The following is a 17034-nucleotide window of genomic DNA, read 5'->3' on the forward strand; positions in this document are numbered from 1 at the left end:
TGATAGGGTAATACGAATATTGCTTTAAAATCGATTCACGAAAATTAGCGAAAACTTGATTTAAAATAATGAATAATCCAACGCAAATCACATTATCTAATTCATTGGTTAATAACCAAAGCGCCCCGAGCACTTCGCACGAATTAGTACAATTACCCGAGCAGGTACTTGCGGCTAAAAATATTCAGTTTTCAAAAGGCTCAATTACTCTCGATGTTTTAATAGATAAACACTGGCAAACACTGCGCTTAGGCATAACGCATGCCCCTCAAAATACAGACAAAATAGCAAGTGCTAACATACAGCTCAGCGCCGATGGAAAGCAGCTAAATATTACTCCTAACAATACCAATATTACACTTAGCAACGCATCACAACTGCAGCGTTTTTTAAATTATGTTAGTACCGGGAGTGAAATACAAAGTAAACCCTTGCTAGTCAATGTACAGCTTTCGCCGTCACCGCAGCTTATGATACCTAGCCTTAATGCCAGTATTGCAATTAACAAAGAAACCGCACAGCTGTTAAATACCGAGCAGCCATTACAGGTACTTATTAATACAACCAATAAAGGCGCACAAATAAATGTTATTAACCGCTTTGCTGACACCGTTCATACTCAAACTCTCAGCCAGCATAAAATTTCGCAGCTATTAACTAACTTACTGCCCAGCGCGCAACTACAAGCAACGCCTAAATTAGCTATTATTTCGCACCCTCAGCATAGCGGCTCGTTCACAACCCCGATAACCAATAAACAGCTTAGTGAATTGCCTAGCAAGCCCGTGGCAGTAAATATTACTAATCAAGCAGATAAGTTGCTCATTAAAACTAACTTACCTAAAATGCAGGTCGCACTTAATAACTCATTTAGTAAACCCTTTACTGACTTGGTTTTATCACAGCAGCAAAATGCAGTCAGTACCCCCGCTGATAAAACAAGCCCGCAGTTAAGTGCACAAAGCCCTATAAAGTCATGGTTACAAAGCAGCTTTAGCGATTTAAAAACGCGAATTAACGATGCCGTTAAATACTTTGAAAACAAACCCTTTGCGAGTAAAACACCACCTTTGCAGGCTCAACAAGCTAAGCTTGATGTAAATAAAACGCCGACACCAATAAACACGCTAACAAACCCTAATTTAAGCAAGCTAAATATAACCGCAGAAGTTGCTAATCATTCTTTTACCCCTAACAGCCCTTTAGCTAAACACTTTGCGCAGCTGCCTCCTTTAGTGCAAATAACCCAGCAATTAAAGGCAAGTGTGTCGTTATGGCAATCAGCAAACAATACAGCCCAGCCCCAAGCAGTAAGCGCCCAACCAACAAATGTAAGTACGCAAGGCAACGCTTCTGCGCCGCTGAGTTTAAAAACACTACATGCCACAACTTCACAGGTAAATACTCCCAATCAACCCAGTTTGTCTCACTCGCTTTTTAACACAGCTGTAAGTCAGCAGTTACAACCAACAGAAGCTAAACTTTTAACCTCGCTTTTAAATTTGCCAACAGAGAGTGAGCGCCCAAATAGTGCTTCCAACCCTAAGACATTGTTGAGTAGCCAAATTACTGACATAGCAAGTAAAGCTACACAAAATACACCTGATCTTACGCGTTTAGTGAATCAAGCTTTTAATAGAATGGTCTCCAGTACTAATGTGCACCCAGCCACCATACAACGAGAGCTTTTAAGTACCTTACAACCGCTTACTACGCCAAACGACACACTACAAAGTAGCTTTACAAAAGGGCTTGAGCAACTTGCGGTTACTATTTTAGCGGCGCCAATAATAAGCCAACCAAGTACTTCGCTAACGTTTAATAACCACACAGGCGTGGACGCCCTACTTAATGTGCTTTTACCTACTTTTAAAGTAGGTAATGGCGCGGAAAAACTATTAGAGCAACTTCAACTAACACAAATACAAGAGCTTGCCCCAGAGCTGCTACAAGTTAAAAATACCCTTAGCCAAGTACAAGTAACTACGCCAAACCAACAAAGCGACACAAACCCGCTAGCACAGTTTTTATTTCCGATGAAACTTCCGCCTGAAGCGGGACAAACAGAGATAACCTTAGGGCAATATAAAAAAGCCAGTGTAGATAAAACCGAAAAAAACGTGTGGTTTGTTAGATTAAATTTTGATTATGCACAGCAAGGGCAATTACAAATAGTGGCTGAGCTTATGGACAAAGCGCTCGATTGCCAGCTGCTTGCCTCTAGCCAAGAAGTAAGTGCAATTGCACACCCTCATTTAGATAGCCTCAGGGCTAAGTTGGCTCAGCATGGCTTGCAAGTAGGCGAGCTAAACTTAAAACGCGCAGATGTTAGTCATCAAGCGTTTTATCAATCGCATGCCATTATAAATATTAAAGTTTAACATGACTGACACCTCTAATTTAGCAGCAAATAATAAATCCGCGATTGGCCTGTTGTATGAAGCAGGAAGTACCCCAGCAGTAAGTGTAAAAGGGTTTGGCGAGTTGGCCGATGAAATAATCGCAGCAGCGAAACAAAAAGGCATTATGATCCACCAAGATGAAGCACTTGCTAAAACACTCTCACACTTAGAATTGGGAGAGGAAATACCTAAAGAGCTTTATTATGTTATTGCTGAATTGATTGCTTTTTCGTACGTGCTTCGTGGGCAGTTCCCACCTGGCTGGCAAGACTTTCAAGGTAAGCTAAATGTAAAGGCCTAACTAGGTGGATGAATTATACCTACCCCCTTTATTAAGTATTACTGCACATTGGTATTACGTGTAGTTAAAAGCAAAAAAGACGCTAGGCGTCTTTTTGTTTATGTAACGAAAATAATAGTTCAGCTTCAGCCCTAGGAAGCTCACACTCGCGTATCACCTCATCTAAATCTGCGCCAAGCTCAACCATTTTAACAGCACGAGAATATATTTTTGCGTCTGGGTCATCATATTTTTGGGCAGCTTGTTGTTGCATCAACTCTTGATTTTGTTGCTCAACTTCAAGTACGCGCTTACCAATACTTAAAAGCCCTGTTCTGAGCTCAGACACTTCACTGCGTAATATATGTGTTTGCTCTGAGGTATCTTTTAATTGCTGTGATACCGCATTAAGCTCCGCCGACTGTTTATTTTTTAATGCAATAATAAGCGCCAGCGATATTAAACCTATCCCTAGCGCTGCTATTGCGATACTGAGTAACAACATAATTTTAGTGGTAAAGCTTAAATATCGCTTAACTCATCCCATTCGTCATCGCTAAGTAATTTATTTAAATCGACTAAAATAAGTAATTCGTTATCGCGATTACATACACCTTGGATAAACTTAGCGCTTTCTTCGGTACCAACATTTGGGGCGCTGTCTATTTCAGAGCTGCGTAAATACACAACTTCAGAAACACTATCAGCTAAAATACCAATTACTTGCTCTTCTGCTTCAATAATTAAAATGCGAGAGTTATCAGTTGCATCTGCAGCAGGCAAACCAAAGCGTGCACGAGTATCAATAACAGTGACTACGTTACCACGTAAATTTATAATGCCAATAACGTATGAAGGTGCTCCAGGTACTGGGGCAATTTCGGTATAACGTAAAATTTCTTGCACCTGCATTACGTTTACGCCATACGTTTCTTCTTCAAGCTTAAACGTTACCCACTGTAAAATTTCATCGTTGTTATCTGCGTTTTTATTCGCTGATAATAGTCTATCTTCGCTCATGCTGTTACCCCGTTATGGTCGTTACTACTGACGGCTATCTAAGCCTTTTTCTAATAGTGCATTTAAATTATCTACATCTATTAAAGCACACATTTTTTCTTTAATAACACCGGCAAGCCAAGGGCGTTTGCCACTGTTTTTTCGCCATTTTACATCTTCTTTACTCAATGTAATGTTATTTATTAACTTTTCGGCCAATAAACCCCAGTTGCTATCGCCTAGGGTTATTAAATACTGATAATTAAGAGAGGCCTCTAACTTTTCATCGTACTTTTCAGGCATTACCCAACGGGCAGTATCAACTACGTTTAGCTTTTCATCTCTATTAAGCATAACGCCTTTAAACCATTTTGGCTTACCAAATAAATGATTTACTTCACCTAATTGATGAATTCCTCCAAGCGCTTTCAAAGGAACAGCCAATGTTAAACCAGCCACTTCAAAAAACAGAGCCTGAAATTCACCTTCAAAGTAATCTTCTTGGCTATGTAATAAAGGAGCAGGTTCTGTACTTAACTGGGTTTGCACCTCAGCTGTCTCTACTGGCTCAGGCTCAATAGGTGCTGGTGGCGAAATAGTGGCATCAGCCTCGCTATTACTCTCTTTTACTTGCTCAGAATAAAGCTGCTCGGTTACTTTTAATTGCGCTTTGGGCTTTAAAAGTACTTCGTCGTTTTGTAAGGCACTAGGTACTTGCTCAAGTAGCTTTGCTACAGGCTCAAGGTTTTCCTCAGGTTCGTCTTCGCATAATAGCGCCCCTAAGTATTGAGTCATTACTTTTTCATTAGCAAATAATTGCTTACTCATTCATTAACCTTGTCCAATTAAATAATCTAATAACGCTTTATAAGCGTAAACCCCACGTGAACGTGGACAAAACTCTATGGGCACCTTTTGTGCAAGGCTTGCATCTCTAAACTTTGTATCAACGGGGATCACCCCTGGCCATACTTTATCTTTATATGTACTTTGCAACGTTTTGTAGGCTTCAAGCGACGCTTTTGTGCGCTTATCATACATAGTAGGGATTATAGTATATTGGTACTGTTTCGCTTGAGAGCTTTGCATTAATTCCATAGTGCGCATCATTCTATCAAGCCCTTTGAGCGCCAAAAATTCAGTTTGCACAGGCACTAAAATACGTTCGCTGGCGGCTAATGCGTTCACCATTAAAACACCTAAAACGGGCGGGCAATCAAGCAGCGCATAATCGTAATGTTCACTAATTTTTGCAAGTGTTTTTTTTAAAATTAAGCCCATCCCCGTTTTATTGCCCATACTTCTATCAAGGGTTGCTATAGCCATCGTCGCGGGCAATATATCTAGGTTTTCCATGGTAGAGGGGCACAATGCTTGAAGTATTTCTTCACTTTGCATTGAGGTGCCGCGGGCAAAAATATCGTACACACTGACTTCTAAATCTTCAGAATCAATACCAAAATAGTACGTTAGTGAGGCGTGAGGGTCGGTATCAATGAGTAATACGCGTTTACCTTGCAAGGCCAAAATACCAGCAAGACTGACAGCCGTTGTGGTTTTACCTACACCGCCCTTTTGATTTGCTACTGTCCAAATCTTCACATTAAGTCCTAATTACTGTTCATTGCGCGTGGTGATTCTGATGCCACCATGAGGTAAACGAATTATTTTAATAGAGTTATCATCAGAGGGAAGTTCCACCTCTGGCTCAGGCGCAGCTTGTTGCATTTGCTCATCAGGCTCAGCTTCATTTTCGGTGGTTTGTTGTACTAAGCCATACTTAGAAAGCGCAATAACAACTTTACGATTCTCTGCTCTACCCGCTGCGGTGTCGTTATCGGCAAAAGGTGAGTATTGCCCATACCCCTCGATTGCCATTCGCGCTGGGTTAATTCCTAACGTTTCTAATTCAACTAAAATAGAGGTCGCCCGTGCAACTGACAACTCCCAGTTAGAGCGAAACATTTCATTGCGAATACTTTCGTTATCTGTGTAACCTCTTACCCTTATGTAGTTATCTACTGGGGCAATAATATCTTTTACAATTTTTACGACTTGCTTAGCTCGCGCATGGGCCACAGAGCTACCACTTGAGAACAGCATTCCTGAACTTAGCTCAATAATAAGCCAATCTTGGTTGAGCTCTAAACTTGCTTCTCCATCACGAATTTCATCAATAAGTGCTGAATGTAATTTAGTTAACAAACTATCGAGTGGTTTACCTAAATGTTTTTGTTTTATATTGCTGGTATCACTATGTCCATCTAGCAGCTCTGGGCCAGACTCCTGTTTTTGAATGCTCTCACCGTACAATAACTCTTGCTCAGGGGTAACACGGTCAGTAAGTAGCCCTTCGCCTGACACGCCCTCACCTTGTTGCGATTGCTGCCTTGCTGATTTGTCAAAAACCTGTTCTAGGGAGTCTGAGAGGATTTGAAAACTTTCTTCTTTATTTATGGCAATGGCATACATAACCACAAAAAAGGCAAACATAATGGTCATGTAATCAGCATAAGAGACTAACCAACGTTCTGTATGTTGATTTTTTTCAGCTGATTGACGTAAGCGCCGGCGTAACATAAAAGTTACTCTACCACGACATTAGGGCGCTCTGTGCGATAAGCTTCAAGCTTTAATTCTATGTTTATAGGACTTTCGCCAAGGCTTATAGCAATCACCCCTTCGGCCATCATTTCATGGTAAAGCATTTTTTGCTCTACTCGCTGCTTAAGCTTATTGGCCATAGGTAAAAATAATAAGTTAGCTAAACCCACCCCATATATTGTTGCAATAAATGCGGTGGCGACCCCTGCACCTAGCTTTTGAGGGTCAGTAATAAATGACATTGCTTGAATAAGACCAAGTACAGCCCCTAAAATGCCTATAGTTGGGCTATATCCGCCCATGGCTTCGTACACTTTACTTGCTTCAAGTAAGCGGTCTCGTTCAAGCATTAAATCTATTTCTAAGGTGTCGCGTAGCTTTTGCTCCGAACACCCATCTACTAGTAAACTAAGCCCTTTTGCTGCATAAGGATCTGGGTGACTAAGTGCCTCTTTTTCAAGCGCTAAGTACCCTTCCTGGCGAGCTTTATGCGACCACGTTTTAATTTGCTCTATGGCTTGCTCAATATTGTACTGGGGTGAAAAAAACACCCAATGGCTCATGCTTAGCGTTTTTTTAAAGGTGCTTGTCGCCGTTTGCAACATAACAGCCCCTAAGGTGCCGCCAAGTACAATAATAAGTGCAGGGCCATTAAATAACGCCGTGACAACGCCACCCTCTAAAGAGTAACCAATCGCTATAGCGGCCAGCGCAATGATTAACCCTAGAACAGAGAGCTTATCCACAACCAGTCTCTCTTTTTATTCTTGCTGCTACGTCGTTTAACGCTAAATGCTCAGATGCAAGCCCAGCGTTGGCAATGGCTTGAGGCATACCATATACCACACAGCTTTTTTCATCTTGCGCCCAAATTGTTGCGCCAGATTGCTTAAGCATTCGCGCGCCATCACGTCCATCAGCGCCCATGCCGGTTAAAACAATAGCAAGTACATCTCCTTGATAGCTTTTGGCAACACTTGCAAAAGTCACATCAACGCTTGGTTTGTAGCTTATACGTTCACTATTATCTTCAAATACACGCAACGTTTTGTTACCACTTCGCCCCTCTACCATCATTTGCTGTCCACCAGGTGCTAAGTAGGCTGTGCCGGCTTCTAGCCTGTCACCTTGTTGCGCTTCTTTAACGCGTATTTTGCAAAGGCTATTTAAACGTGCCGCAAACGCAGGCGTAAATGCCGCCGGCATGTGCTGAATTAACAAAATAGGGTGTGCAAAGTTAGCAGGTAATTGGGTTAATATGGTTTGTAAAGCAACTGGCCCGCCAGTTGAAGTGCCAATAGCCACTATTTGATAGTGTTTACCGCTGGCACGCGTGGGCATACTGGGTGTAGTTGTTGTCTGCACTGGGGCAGCACGTTGAAAGCTTCTATCAGGTTGTTTAAGCGAAGAGCTTGTTGTGGCTAGTTTGCTTGCAGGTGGAGCAGTAGTCTTACTTGATGTTAATGGCCTAACAGGGCGTGGGGCACGCCTGCGACCAATTTCCTTCACTTTGGCTTGCAATAACTTGATTGCATCTTCGTTATTTCGTGCAATGTCTTCAAACTTTTTCGGTAAAAAGTCCATAGCTCCGGCATCAAGTGCATCTAAAGTTGCGGTTGCACCGTCGCGGGTTAATGAAGAAAACATAAGTATTGGCGTTGGGTTACTCGCCATAATTTCTTTTACTGCGCTAATACCGTCAAGCACAGGCATTTCTACATCCATGGTGATCATATCTGGACGTAACTGCGCTGTTTTTTCTACGGCTTCTCTACCGTTAACAGCAAAACCTATTACTTCAATACCGCTGTCTTGTTCAAGAATTTCGCTTACTCGACGGCGAAAAAAACTGGAATCGTCAACAACTAAAACTTTTACGGCCATTGCGCTCTCTTATTAAATTTATGTGTAGGCATACACAGGTATGCCTACATTTTATCCTGCGTAATGCTTAAGCATATTAGGTACATCCAGAATCAGCGCAATACCACCGTCAGATGTAATTGTTGCACCAGCCATTCCAGGCGTACCTTGTAATAACGCATCAAGAGGCTTAATAACAACTTCTTCTTGGCCAATTAATGAATCAACCACAAAGCCAACTTGCTGAGTACCTATTTGTACAATTACCACATGACCTTGCGCTTTTCGCTGAGAACAATCAGCACCTTTAACTAGCCAATGCTCTAAGTAAAATAGCGGTATCGCTTTTTTACGGACAATAATTGTAAGCTGACCATCTACCACATTGGTTTTGGTTAAATCTAAGTGGAATATTTCACTCACACCAGCAAGTGGTAACGCAAACGTTTGCTCACCAACAATAACCATCAGCGTAGGTAAAATAGCCAGTGTTAATGGTACTTTTATCTCTAAAATAGTCCCTACGCCCAACTCTGACTGTATACTCACAGAGCCATTAAGCTGCGTAATTTTAGTTTTTACTACATCCATGCCTACGCCACGACCAGAAATATCAGATATCTCTTCTTTGGTCGAAAAGCCTGGTGCAAATATTAAGTTATACGCTTCTGTATCTGTTAAGCGACTTGCCTGATCATGATCAATAACGCCTTTACTGATCGCTATTTTTTTCAGTTTTTCCGCATCCATACCTGCACCATCATCTTTAATGGTTAACAAAATATGGTCGCCTTCTTGCGAAGCCGATAATGTAACGTTACCAGTTCTAGGCTTACCCGCAGCTTCACGCGCTGCTGGCATTTCAATTCCGTGGTCAACTGAGTTTCGTACTAAATGCACCAACGGATCGGCCAGTGCCTCAACTAAGTTTTTATCTAAATCGGTTTCTTCACCTACAAGCTGTAAATCAATTTCTTTATTTAAGCTACGGGCTAAGTCACGTACTACGCGAGGGAATCGGCCAAACACTTTTTTGATAGGCTGCATTCGCGTTTGCATTACTGCACCTTGAATATCAGCAGTGACCACATCAAGATTTGATATCGCCTTACCCATCGCTTCACTGTCTGTATTGGTCGCTAAACTGACCAACCTATTTCGTACTAATACCAACTCGCCAACCATATTCATTATTTGATCTAAACGCTTTGTATCAACACGTACTGTGGTTTCAGCAGGTGGAGGCGTAGCTTTTTTAGGTGCAGCGCTACTCGCTGGTTTTTCAGCCACTTTAGGTGTAGGCGCAGCGGCTTTTGCCGCCGGAGCTTGTTTTACTGCAGGTGCTGGCGTAGGTTTTGCTGGCGTTTGTGCTACAGGTGCAGCCTTAGGTGGCTGCGGTGCAGGTGTGTCAGCTTCTTTTGATTCTGGTGCGGCACCTTTACCATGCAATTCATCAAGCAATGCTTCAAATTCATCATCGCTGATTTCATCATCACCGCTATCATTTGTAACAGCCGCTGGTGGTGCTGTGTGTTTTACTTCTGGCTCACTGCTTGAAGTATCTCCTGCAACCGGACCAAAACTACCTACACCGTGTAATTCATCTAATAAACTGTCAAATTCATCATCGGTTATATCTGAACTTGAATCTGGCTCTGCACTTGGTTGCGACACTGGGCTTTGCCCTTTGCCGTGTAGCTCATCGAGTAAGCTTTCAAATTCATCTTCTGTAATTTCATCAATTTGCGTGCTATCTGCTGAAGGGCTTGAACCTGCCACATCAAATAGTTCATCAAATGCAAATGGGTCTTCATCATCTGTTGCGCTAACGGGAGCTGCGGGTTCTTGTTCAACAACTTCGGGGGCTGTTTCAGTAAGCTCGTCATCCGTAGGCGGTTGACCAAGTTTGTGAAGGGTTTCTAATAATTGAGGGTCTGCTGGGTCTGGCTGTTCGCGGTTTTGAATAGTGGCAAACATTTCATTAATGGTATCTAGTGCTTGTAAAATCACATCCATTAATTCTGAATTAACAGTTCTAACCCCTTGGCGTAAGAGATCAAATACGTTTTCAGCACCATGACAGGCATCAACAAGCTCAGTCATAGCTAAAAAGCCTGCCCCCCCTTTTACGGTATGAAAGCCCCTAAAAATAGCATTTAGTAACTCAGTATCTTCTGGGTTATTTTCTAGCTCAACTAACTGTTCAGATAAAAGCTCTAGGATTTCTCCAGCCTCTACAAGAAAGTCTTGTAAAATATCTTCATCGACTTCAAAGCTCATGCAGTTACTCTCCTCTTAGAAGCCCAAACTTGATAATAGGTCATCGACCTCGTCTTGGTCAGATACAACATCATTTCGCGACTCTTTATCAATAATAGGGCCTTCAGGACCTGCTAATGTTTGTGCGGCAACCAGTTCTTCTGTTTCTTGTTGTTCTTTACTTTCAACAATGCTGTCATCTTGTGCAGCAAATGCTGTTAAAAGGTGGATTAAACTTTCTTCTACTTCTCTGACTAATTCAATTACACGGCGGATAACCTGGCCGGTTAAATCTTGAAAATCCTGCGCCATTAGTACATTGGTCATTAAAGTTTGCAACTCATCGGTTTTATGATGAGAGCTGTTCATAAACTTGTCGATGCTGTGGCATAAGGTTTTAAACTCGCCCAGCTCTATTTCGCGGTTCATAAGCCTATCCCAAGTAGGCTTAATATGTGCAATTTCATCTGCTAGCTGCTGCGCAATAGGAAGGCTTGCTTCGACCGCATCCATTGTCTTATTAGCTGCATTTTCTGTCATTTCCATGACATAGTTTAAGCGCTTTTTCGCATCCGGTATTGCATCAGTGGTTAAATCGGTTAAACGCGTATCAAGTTCAAAGCTTTTAAGGGCTTCGTGTAATTGGCGTGTTAACTTACCTACTTCAGCAAAAAGCTGCGATTGCTCTTGAGAGGCAGTATCTAAAATTAATTGATCTGCTTTATCTTGCTCACCGTTTTCTAAAAAAACGACGAGCTGACGAGCTTGTTCTAAAGTAATTTGAGGCGCAGCTGGTGCTGACATAAGCCTCTCCTCTCATTAACCTAAGCGTTCAAACACTTTTTCTAATTTAGTTTTCAAAGTACCAGCAGTAAATGGCTTAACAATATAGCCATTAACACCTGCTTGCGCTGCCGCTATTATTTGTTCTTTTTTAGCTTCTGCCGTCACCATTAAAACCGGAATATGTTTTAATTTTTCGTCAGCTCTAATGGCTCTTAGCAAGTCAATACCCTGCATGCCTGGCATGTTCCAATCGGTTACAACAAAGTCAAAAACCTGATTTTGCAACATAGGTAATGCTGTAGAACCATCGTCAGCTTCTTGAACATTCGTGAACCCTAGGTCACGCAACAGATTTTTTATAATACGTCTCATTGTAGAGAAATCATCAACAACAAGAATTTTCATGTTTTTATCCAAAACATCCTCCGGTGAGGTCTTAACCTATAATTTACTTACTACTAGTTTATCCAGTCATTGATTTTTGCTTTGAGCTTAATCATCGCCTGACCATGTATCTGACTTACACGCGATTCACTTACATCGAGTATATGCCCAATTTCTTTTAAATTCATTTCATCGTTGTAATACAAAGAAAGCACCATTGCATCTCGCTCTGGTAAAGACTTTATTGCCTCTAACAATGAATTATTAAACCGTTCATTTTTAACATTATTAAATGGTTTGTCTAGCGCTAAATCTTGACCTGCAGGGCTAATAACATCTTCATCTACCCCTAGGTCTTCTATACCAAGCACTTTACTGGAATTAACATCATTTAAAATATGATGGTATTCTTCTAGCGAAATATCAAGTTTTTCAGCTACTTCAGTATCTTTTGGTTCTCTATTTAAGCTATTTTCTAATTCTGTGATGGTTTCGGCTACTAATCGGCTTTTGCGGTGTACCGAACGTGGTGCCCAATCCCCTCTGCGCATTTCATCAAGCATAGCGCCGCGAATACGAATACCAGCAAACGTTTCAAAGCTTGCCCCTTTACTGGCGTCAAAGTTTTTTGAGGCCTCGATAAGGCCAATCATTCCCGATTGGATTAAGTCATCAAGCTGAACGCTAGGAGGAAGACGAGCTATTAAATGGCACGCCACTTTTTTGACAAGCGACGCGTGCTTTTCAACAATCACATTTAAATTTTGTGTTGATTGATATCCCATAGCTCTTTTCACCGATGTTGTCATAATCAGCCGTTTACTAGCTTCTCAATGAAAAACTCTAAATGTCCTGAAGGTTGATTAGGTATAGGCCATTTTACTGCTTTTGTCGCTAATGTTTTAAACGCGACTGCTGCTGGTGAATTAGGGAAAAGATCGACAATTACTTTTTGTTTACGCGTAGATTTACGCATATTTTCATCATATGGAATAGTCGCAACAAGCTCCATAGACACATCTAAAAAGCGGTCTGTTACTTTAGAGAGCTTTGCAAAAAGCTCTTGGCCCTCGCGCATACTGCGCACCATGTTTGCAACAATTTTAAATTTATAAACGCCATGCTCGCGGCTAAGTACTTTAATAAGCGCGTAGGCATCAGTAATAGAGGTCGGCTCATCACACACCACCACCATGACATCTTGCGCTGCACGAGAAAAACTCAGCACCATGTCAGAAATACCAGCGGCGGTATCTACAATTAAAATATCAAATTCGGTATTAAGCTCACTAAAGGCACGAATTAACCCAGCATGCTCAGATGGGGTTAGCTCCACCATACTTTGCGAGCCTGATGTAGCAGGCACGATTTTAATACCGCCTGGGCCTTCAACTAAAATCTCGTCAAGTTCGCACTCGCCTGAAAGGACATGAGATAAGTTTTTTTCAACACGTAGTCCTAGCATTACATCACAATTAGCTAGGCCTAAATCGGCATCTAATACTAATACACGATTACCCTGCTGCCCTAAAGCAATAGCAGTATTTAAAGAGACGTTGGTTTTACCCACCCCTCCTTTACCGCCGGTGACAGCGATAACTTTTACGCCGTTGTTGTTGTTTTGACTCATTTTGCGCAGGCCGCTTGCTTGATCTAATACTGTGTTAATCATACATCCCTACTGTGCTTGGCGCCACTGCTTGGTGCCTTGAATGTTGTGCTTTTGCTCTTTTTAAATACAATTGCTCAGCTTTTTTTACTAGTTTTTCAGCATTTGCAACGCGAATATCTTCTGGTACACGCTGACCATTAGTAAGATACCCTATTGGAAGACGATTTTGAATCGCTATACTAATAATCTCACCTAAACTTAATGATTCATCTAACTTAGTGAAAATACAACCGCTTAGCTGAACCTTTTTAAAATGTCTTACGGTTTCTTGCAGTACATTTATTTGTGCTGTGGCACTTAATACTAAATAACTACGTATATCTACTCGCTGGTTGCGCATTAACGTATTTAATTGCTCTGTAAGGCGTAAATCACGTTGGCTCATACCCGCTGTATCAATTAATACTAGACGCTTATTGCGTAAATGATATAAAACTTCAGCTAATTCATTGGCATCTTTTACTTGTTTAACACCACAACCAATAATACGACCATACGTTGCAAGCTGCTCATACGCACCAATTCTGTATGTATCAGTTGTGATTAGGGCAACTTTGTCGGCGCCATACTTTTGTGCGCCTAATGCGGCAAGTTTAGCAACTGTGGTTGTTTTACCTACACCAGTAGGCCCAACAAGGGCATACACACCCCCTTGGCGAAGAATTTCGTTATTGGTGGTTTGCATTTGATCTTCAACCATTTGCAATAATGCTTTCCAACCTTGCTGACGCGATACGTCATCTGGGATAAAACACGCCATTTGCTCTGCAACGTCTTTATCTATTCCCATGCCAACTAAACGGTCAATCATGCATGCACGTGTAGGGTCGCGACGTGCCATATCTTGCTGCATTAAACCCGATACTTGGTGTTCTAGTAACTGGCGAATTGCGTTCATTTCATCACGCATCGCGCTCATTTGGGCGCTTTCGTTGTTATTAGTTTGGCTACGTGGTGCAACCGGCGCATCTAAATCGTCAAAGTCTTGATCTAAATCATCAAAGCCTAGGCTGTCTGCTTGGGTTTGCATGCGTTTTGGCGCTTCATTTTCGCGAGCAAACATATTTGTCGTACGTGGCTGTGCTGGCTCTTGGTAATGCTCAGACGTATCAATACCTGATTGCGAAAACATAGAGGCTAGCTCAGGAGAGCGAGGGCGTGGCGACTGACGCTCTAATAAAGCTTGTAAGCTATCAGCTACTTTTGCTTGTGGCTCAGGTTGCGCACGCTTAGGCTCTGGCTTTACAAAGTTATGAGTAGGCTGTTGCACGGCTCTTTGCGGAGCAGGCGCTGCCTGTGGTTGTGCTGCGGCTTTAGGGGCTGCTTTGTCGTAATCTACTGCGGCAACAATTTCTACACCATTAGCGAGTTTTTTGTTCGACATAATAACGGCATCAACACCTAGCTCATCTTTAACTTCTTTCAGTGCGGTGCGTATATCTTTGGCAAAAAAACGTTTAATCTTCATGGTTCAACCCCTGTTAAAATCTTTATTGTTGGCCTACTGAGCTGACAATCTTGATCTGTCTTTCATCTGGTACCTCTTGATAAGACATCACCCTTAAACCCGGTATGGTGTACTTAACAAAGCGAGATAACACAGTGCGTAACATTCCTGACGTTAGCAATATTGAAGGTTCTCCGGCCATTTCTTGATTCTGATGCGCTTCGTTTAATGATGTTTGAAGTCGCTCAGCAAGGCTTGGTTCTATTCCGGCACCTTCGTCGCCTGCATTTTGTAATGACTGATGCAACATCTGTTCCAACTCAGGCGCCAAGGTTATGACAGGGATTTCTGATGACATTCCCACAGCGTCTTGAACTATTAAACGGCGCAGCGAAATACGCACTGCAGCTGTTAAAACATCGGCATCTTGGCTACGTGGGCCGTACTCTACAAGGGTTTGAACAATAGAGCGCATATCACGAATAGCCACCCCTTCGTTTAATAAATTTTGCAGTACTTTTACAACGGTTGTCAGTGGTAGTACTTCTGGCACTAACCCTTCTACTAAACGTGGATGGCTTTTAGCTAACATATCAAGCAGGTTTTGAACCTCCTCATGCCCTAGTAATAATGCGGCACTATTAGTTAATAACTGGCTAATATGGGTGGCTACCACAGTGGCTGAGTCAACCACGGTGTAACCTAGTGACTGTGCTTCGTCTTTTTGATCAGGCTTTATCCACACCGCATCTAGGCCAAATGCTGGGTCTTTGGTTTCAACCCCTTTAATCGGGCCAAATACTTGCCCTGGGTTGATGGCCAGTTCATCGCCATGTTTGAGTTCGCCTTCACCACTTGAAACCCCCATCATGGTAATACGGTACGCATTAGGGTCTAACTCTAAGTTATCGCGAATATGTACAGGCGGTACTAAAAAGCCAAGCTCCTGAGATAGCTTTTTACGCACCCCTTTAATTCGGTTGAGCAGCTCACCACCTTGAGATTGGTCAACAAGCGGAATAAGCCTGTAGCCAACTTCTAAGCCAATAACGTCAATTTGTTGTACATCGTCCCATCCAAGCTCTTTTTGCTCTTGCTTGTTTGCAACGCCAGTACCGGCAACGGCACCACTTTCAGCCTCTTGGGCTGCTAGAGCAGCGGCTTTTAATTTTTGCTGCTGAGTAAAGTAAGCTAAGTAGCCAAGTAGTGCGCCTAAACTTAAAAAAGCAATATGAGGCATACCCGGAACTAACCCCATAATGATTAAAATACCTGATGCGATAAATAATGATTTTTCGTTACCTAATTGGGCTTTAAATTGTTCACCCATATTATGTGATTCGTTTTGGCGAGTAACAACAATAGCAGTACCAATAGAGAGTAATAATGAAGGAAGCTGCGCCACAAGGCCGTCACCAATGGTAAGTAAAGTATATACTTCCATTGCGCGGCTAAAGCTCAAGTCGTGTTGGATCATGCCCACAAATAAGCCGCCAACAATATTAATAATTAATATCACGATACCGGCAATGGCATCGCCTTTTACAAACTTACTCGCCCCATCCATAGAGCCGTAAAAGTCAGCTTCGCGGGTTACTTCACTGCGGCGCTCACGTGCTTGCTCTGCACTAATAAAGCCAGCGTTTAAGTCGGCATCTATCGCCATTTGCTTACCCGGCATAGCATCTAACGTGAAACGAGCCGATACTTCAGAAATACGCCCAGCACCTTTGGTTATTACTACAAAGTTTATGATGATCAGAATTAAAAACACCACTAAACCTACCGCGTAGTTTCCGCCAATAACCACTGAGCCAAACGCTTCAATTACCTTACCAGCCGCATCGCCCCCGTTGTGACCCTCAAGGAGCACCACGCGTGTACTGGCAACATTTAGGGCTAAACGCATAATTGTAGCGATTAACAATACCGCGGGAAACATGCCAAATTCGAGGGGTTTCATGGTGTAAACAGTCACCAGTAAAACAACTAAGGCAAGGGCAATATTAAATGAAAATAATATATCAAGAAGAAATGGCGGCAGCGGTAAAATAACCATACCCAGCGCTGCAAGTACTAATAGCGGTGTGCCAACACCTTTGGCATACTCTTTTTTATCTTTGTTAAGTTGTTGTAATACCGCTTTAAAATCCATAACTCTACAATTCAATAAATTGACACTAGCCTGAATTTGCAATAACTATTCCAAGTATAGAGTCAGCAATAGATTCATTGAGTATTGATGCAAAATTTAAAGCAAGTGAGAGACAAGAGCGTATGGGCTTTATGGTTTGAATTTGCAGCGGCGTGTTGATATTTATAAAGTGTGGTTAGCTCA

General features: G+C 42.1%; 16 protein-coding genes. 2 read left to right on the forward strand and 14 right to left on the reverse strand.

What is annotated here, in order from left to right; translation table 11 throughout:
* Positions 1 to 68: 68 nt before the first annotated feature.
* Positions 69 to 2381, forward strand: coding sequence for a flagellar hook-length control protein FliK (locus tag EJ103_RS11955; protein ID WP_126007830.1), 2313 nt, complete (start codon positions 69 to 71; stop codon positions 2379 to 2381).
* 1 nt (position 2382) lies between these two features.
* Positions 2383 to 2703 carry an EscU/YscU/HrcU family type III secretion system export apparatus switch protein gene (locus tag EJ103_RS11960; RefSeq protein ID WP_004588318.1) on the forward strand — a complete coding sequence of 107 codons (321 nt, stop codon included), beginning with the start codon at positions 2383 to 2385 and terminating at the stop codon, positions 2701 to 2703.
* A gap of 82 nt (positions 2704 to 2785) precedes the next feature.
* Here EJ103_RS11960 and EJ103_RS11965 read toward each other — a convergent pair whose 3' ends face one another.
* The 14 genes from EJ103_RS11965 to flhA are packed head-to-tail and all read right to left on the reverse strand — an operon-like array spanning position 2786 to position 16851.
* Positions 2786 to 3187 (reverse strand): DUF2802 domain-containing protein, encoded by a 402-nt coding sequence (locus EJ103_RS11965; RefSeq protein WP_126007832.1) that lies wholly within the window; start codon positions 3185 to 3187, stop codon positions 2786 to 2788.
* 17 nt (positions 3188 to 3204) lie between these two features.
* Entirely contained in the window at positions 3205 to 3702 is a 498-nt protein-coding gene (locus tag EJ103_RS11970; RefSeq protein WP_004588316.1) for a chemotaxis protein CheW, read from the reverse strand.
* A 24-nt stretch (positions 3703 to 3726) separates the two neighbouring features.
* Positions 3727 to 4509 carry a chemotaxis protein CheW gene (locus EJ103_RS11975; protein WP_004588315.1) on the reverse strand — a complete coding sequence of 261 codons (783 nt, stop codon included), beginning with the start codon at positions 4507 to 4509 and terminating at the stop codon, positions 3727 to 3729.
* A 3-nt stretch (positions 4510 to 4512) separates the two neighbouring features.
* Positions 4513 to 5283, reverse strand: a complete 771-nt coding sequence (locus tag EJ103_RS11980) for a ParA family protein (protein ID WP_126007834.1) — start codon at positions 5281 to 5283, stop codon at positions 4513 to 4515.
* A gap of 12 nt (positions 5284 to 5295) precedes the next feature.
* Entirely contained in the window at positions 5296 to 6261 is a 966-nt protein-coding gene (locus EJ103_RS11985; protein WP_126007836.1) for a flagellar motor protein MotB, read from the reverse strand.
* Positions 6262 to 6266: 5 nt separating this feature from the next.
* Positions 6267 to 7031, reverse strand: coding sequence for a flagellar motor protein (locus tag EJ103_RS11990; RefSeq protein ID WP_126007838.1), 765 nt, complete (start codon positions 7029 to 7031; stop codon positions 6267 to 6269).
* Positions 7024 to 8169 carry a chemotaxis response regulator protein-glutamate methylesterase gene (locus EJ103_RS11995; RefSeq protein WP_029773813.1) on the reverse strand — a complete coding sequence of 382 codons (1146 nt, stop codon included), beginning with the start codon at positions 8167 to 8169 and terminating at the stop codon, positions 7024 to 7026. Before EJ103_RS11995 ends, EJ103_RS11990 begins: the two co-directional genes overlap by 8 nt.
* Before the next feature lie 51 nt (positions 8170 to 8220).
* Positions 8221 to 10428: a chemotaxis protein CheA gene (locus tag EJ103_RS12000; protein ID WP_126007840.1), complete on the reverse strand. Its 2208-nt coding sequence runs from the start codon at positions 10426 to 10428 to the stop codon at positions 8221 to 8223.
* Positions 10429 to 10443: 15 nt separating this feature from the next.
* Positions 10444 to 11211 (reverse strand): protein phosphatase CheZ, encoded by a 768-nt coding sequence (locus EJ103_RS12005; RefSeq protein WP_055015934.1) that lies wholly within the window; start codon positions 11209 to 11211, stop codon positions 10444 to 10446.
* A gap of 15 nt (positions 11212 to 11226) precedes the next feature.
* The gene (gene cheY, locus EJ103_RS12010) at positions 11227 to 11610 is read right to left on the reverse strand and encodes a chemotaxis response regulator CheY (protein ID WP_004588308.1); all 384 of its coding nucleotides are present in this window, start codon (positions 11608 to 11610) and stop codon (positions 11227 to 11229) included.
* A 41-nt stretch (positions 11611 to 11651) separates the two neighbouring features.
* Positions 11652 to 12362, reverse strand: coding sequence for an RNA polymerase sigma factor FliA (locus EJ103_RS12015; RefSeq protein ID WP_024032309.1), 711 nt, complete (start codon positions 12360 to 12362; stop codon positions 11652 to 11654).
* A 26-nt stretch (positions 12363 to 12388) separates the two neighbouring features.
* On the reverse strand, positions 12389 to 13249 hold the full coding sequence (locus tag EJ103_RS12020) for a MinD/ParA family protein (protein WP_054983003.1): 861 nt from the start codon (positions 13247 to 13249) through the stop codon (positions 12389 to 12391).
* On the reverse strand, positions 13242 to 14717 hold the full coding sequence (gene flhF / locus EJ103_RS12025) for a flagellar biosynthesis protein FlhF (RefSeq protein ID WP_126007842.1): 1476 nt from the start codon (positions 14715 to 14717) through the stop codon (positions 13242 to 13244). Before flhF ends, EJ103_RS12020 begins: the two co-directional genes overlap by 8 nt.
* 22 nt (positions 14718 to 14739) lie before the next feature.
* Positions 14740 to 16851 carry a flagellar biosynthesis protein FlhA gene (flhA, locus tag EJ103_RS12030; RefSeq protein WP_024032312.1) on the reverse strand — a complete coding sequence of 704 codons (2112 nt, stop codon included), beginning with the start codon at positions 16849 to 16851 and terminating at the stop codon, positions 14740 to 14742.
* Between the last annotated feature and the right edge of the window lie 183 nt (positions 16852 to 17034).

Source organism: Pseudoalteromonas sp. Xi13 (genome assembly GCF_003952205.1).
Lineage (GTDB): Bacteria > Pseudomonadota > Gammaproteobacteria > Enterobacterales > Alteromonadaceae > Pseudoalteromonas > Pseudoalteromonas atlantica.

Bases quoted from the DNA above. Each gene is read 5' to 3' on its own strand.
- flhA (WP_024032312.1), bottom strand. From the start codon at position 16,851: ATGGATTTTAAAGCGGTATTACAACAACTTAACAAAGATAAAAAAGAG.
- EJ103_RS11995 (WP_029773813.1), bottom strand. From the start codon at position 8,169: ATGGCCGTAAAAGTTTTAGTTGTTGACGATTCCAGTTTTTTTCGCCGT.
- EJ103_RS12015 (WP_024032309.1), bottom strand. From the start codon at position 12,362: ATGGGATATCAATCAACACAAAATTTAAATGTGATTGTTGAAAAGCAC.
- EJ103_RS12000 (WP_126007840.1), bottom strand. From the start codon at position 10,428: ATGAGCTTTGAAGTCGATGAAGATATTTTACAAGACTTTCTTGTAGAG.
- EJ103_RS11985 (WP_126007836.1), bottom strand. From the start codon at position 6,261: ATGTTACGCCGGCGCTTACGTCAATCAGCTGAAAAAAATCAACATACA.
- EJ103_RS11965 (WP_126007832.1), bottom strand. From the start codon at position 3,187: ATGTTGTTACTCAGTATCGCAATAGCAGCGCTAGGGATAGGTTTAATA.
- EJ103_RS12005 (WP_055015934.1), bottom strand. From the start codon at position 11,211: ATGTCAGCACCAGCTGCGCCTCAAATTACTTTAGAACAAGCTCGTCAG.
- flhF (WP_126007842.1), bottom strand. From the start codon at position 14,717: ATGAAGATTAAACGTTTTTTTGCCAAAGATATACGCACCGCACTGAAA.
- EJ103_RS12020 (WP_054983003.1), bottom strand. From the start codon at position 13,249: ATGATTAACACAGTATTAGATCAAGCAAGCGGCCTGCGCAAAATGAGT.
- EJ103_RS11955 (WP_126007830.1), top strand. From the start codon at position 69: ATGAATAATCCAACGCAAATCACATTATCTAATTCATTGGTTAATAAC.
- EJ103_RS11970 (WP_004588316.1), bottom strand. From the start codon at position 3,702: ATGAGCGAAGATAGACTATTATCAGCGAATAAAAACGCAGATAACAAC.
- EJ103_RS11975 (WP_004588315.1), bottom strand. From the start codon at position 4,509: ATGAGTAAGCAATTATTTGCTAATGAAAAAGTAATGACTCAATACTTA.
- EJ103_RS11960 (WP_004588318.1), top strand. From the start codon at position 2,383: ATGACTGACACCTCTAATTTAGCAGCAAATAATAAATCCGCGATTGGC.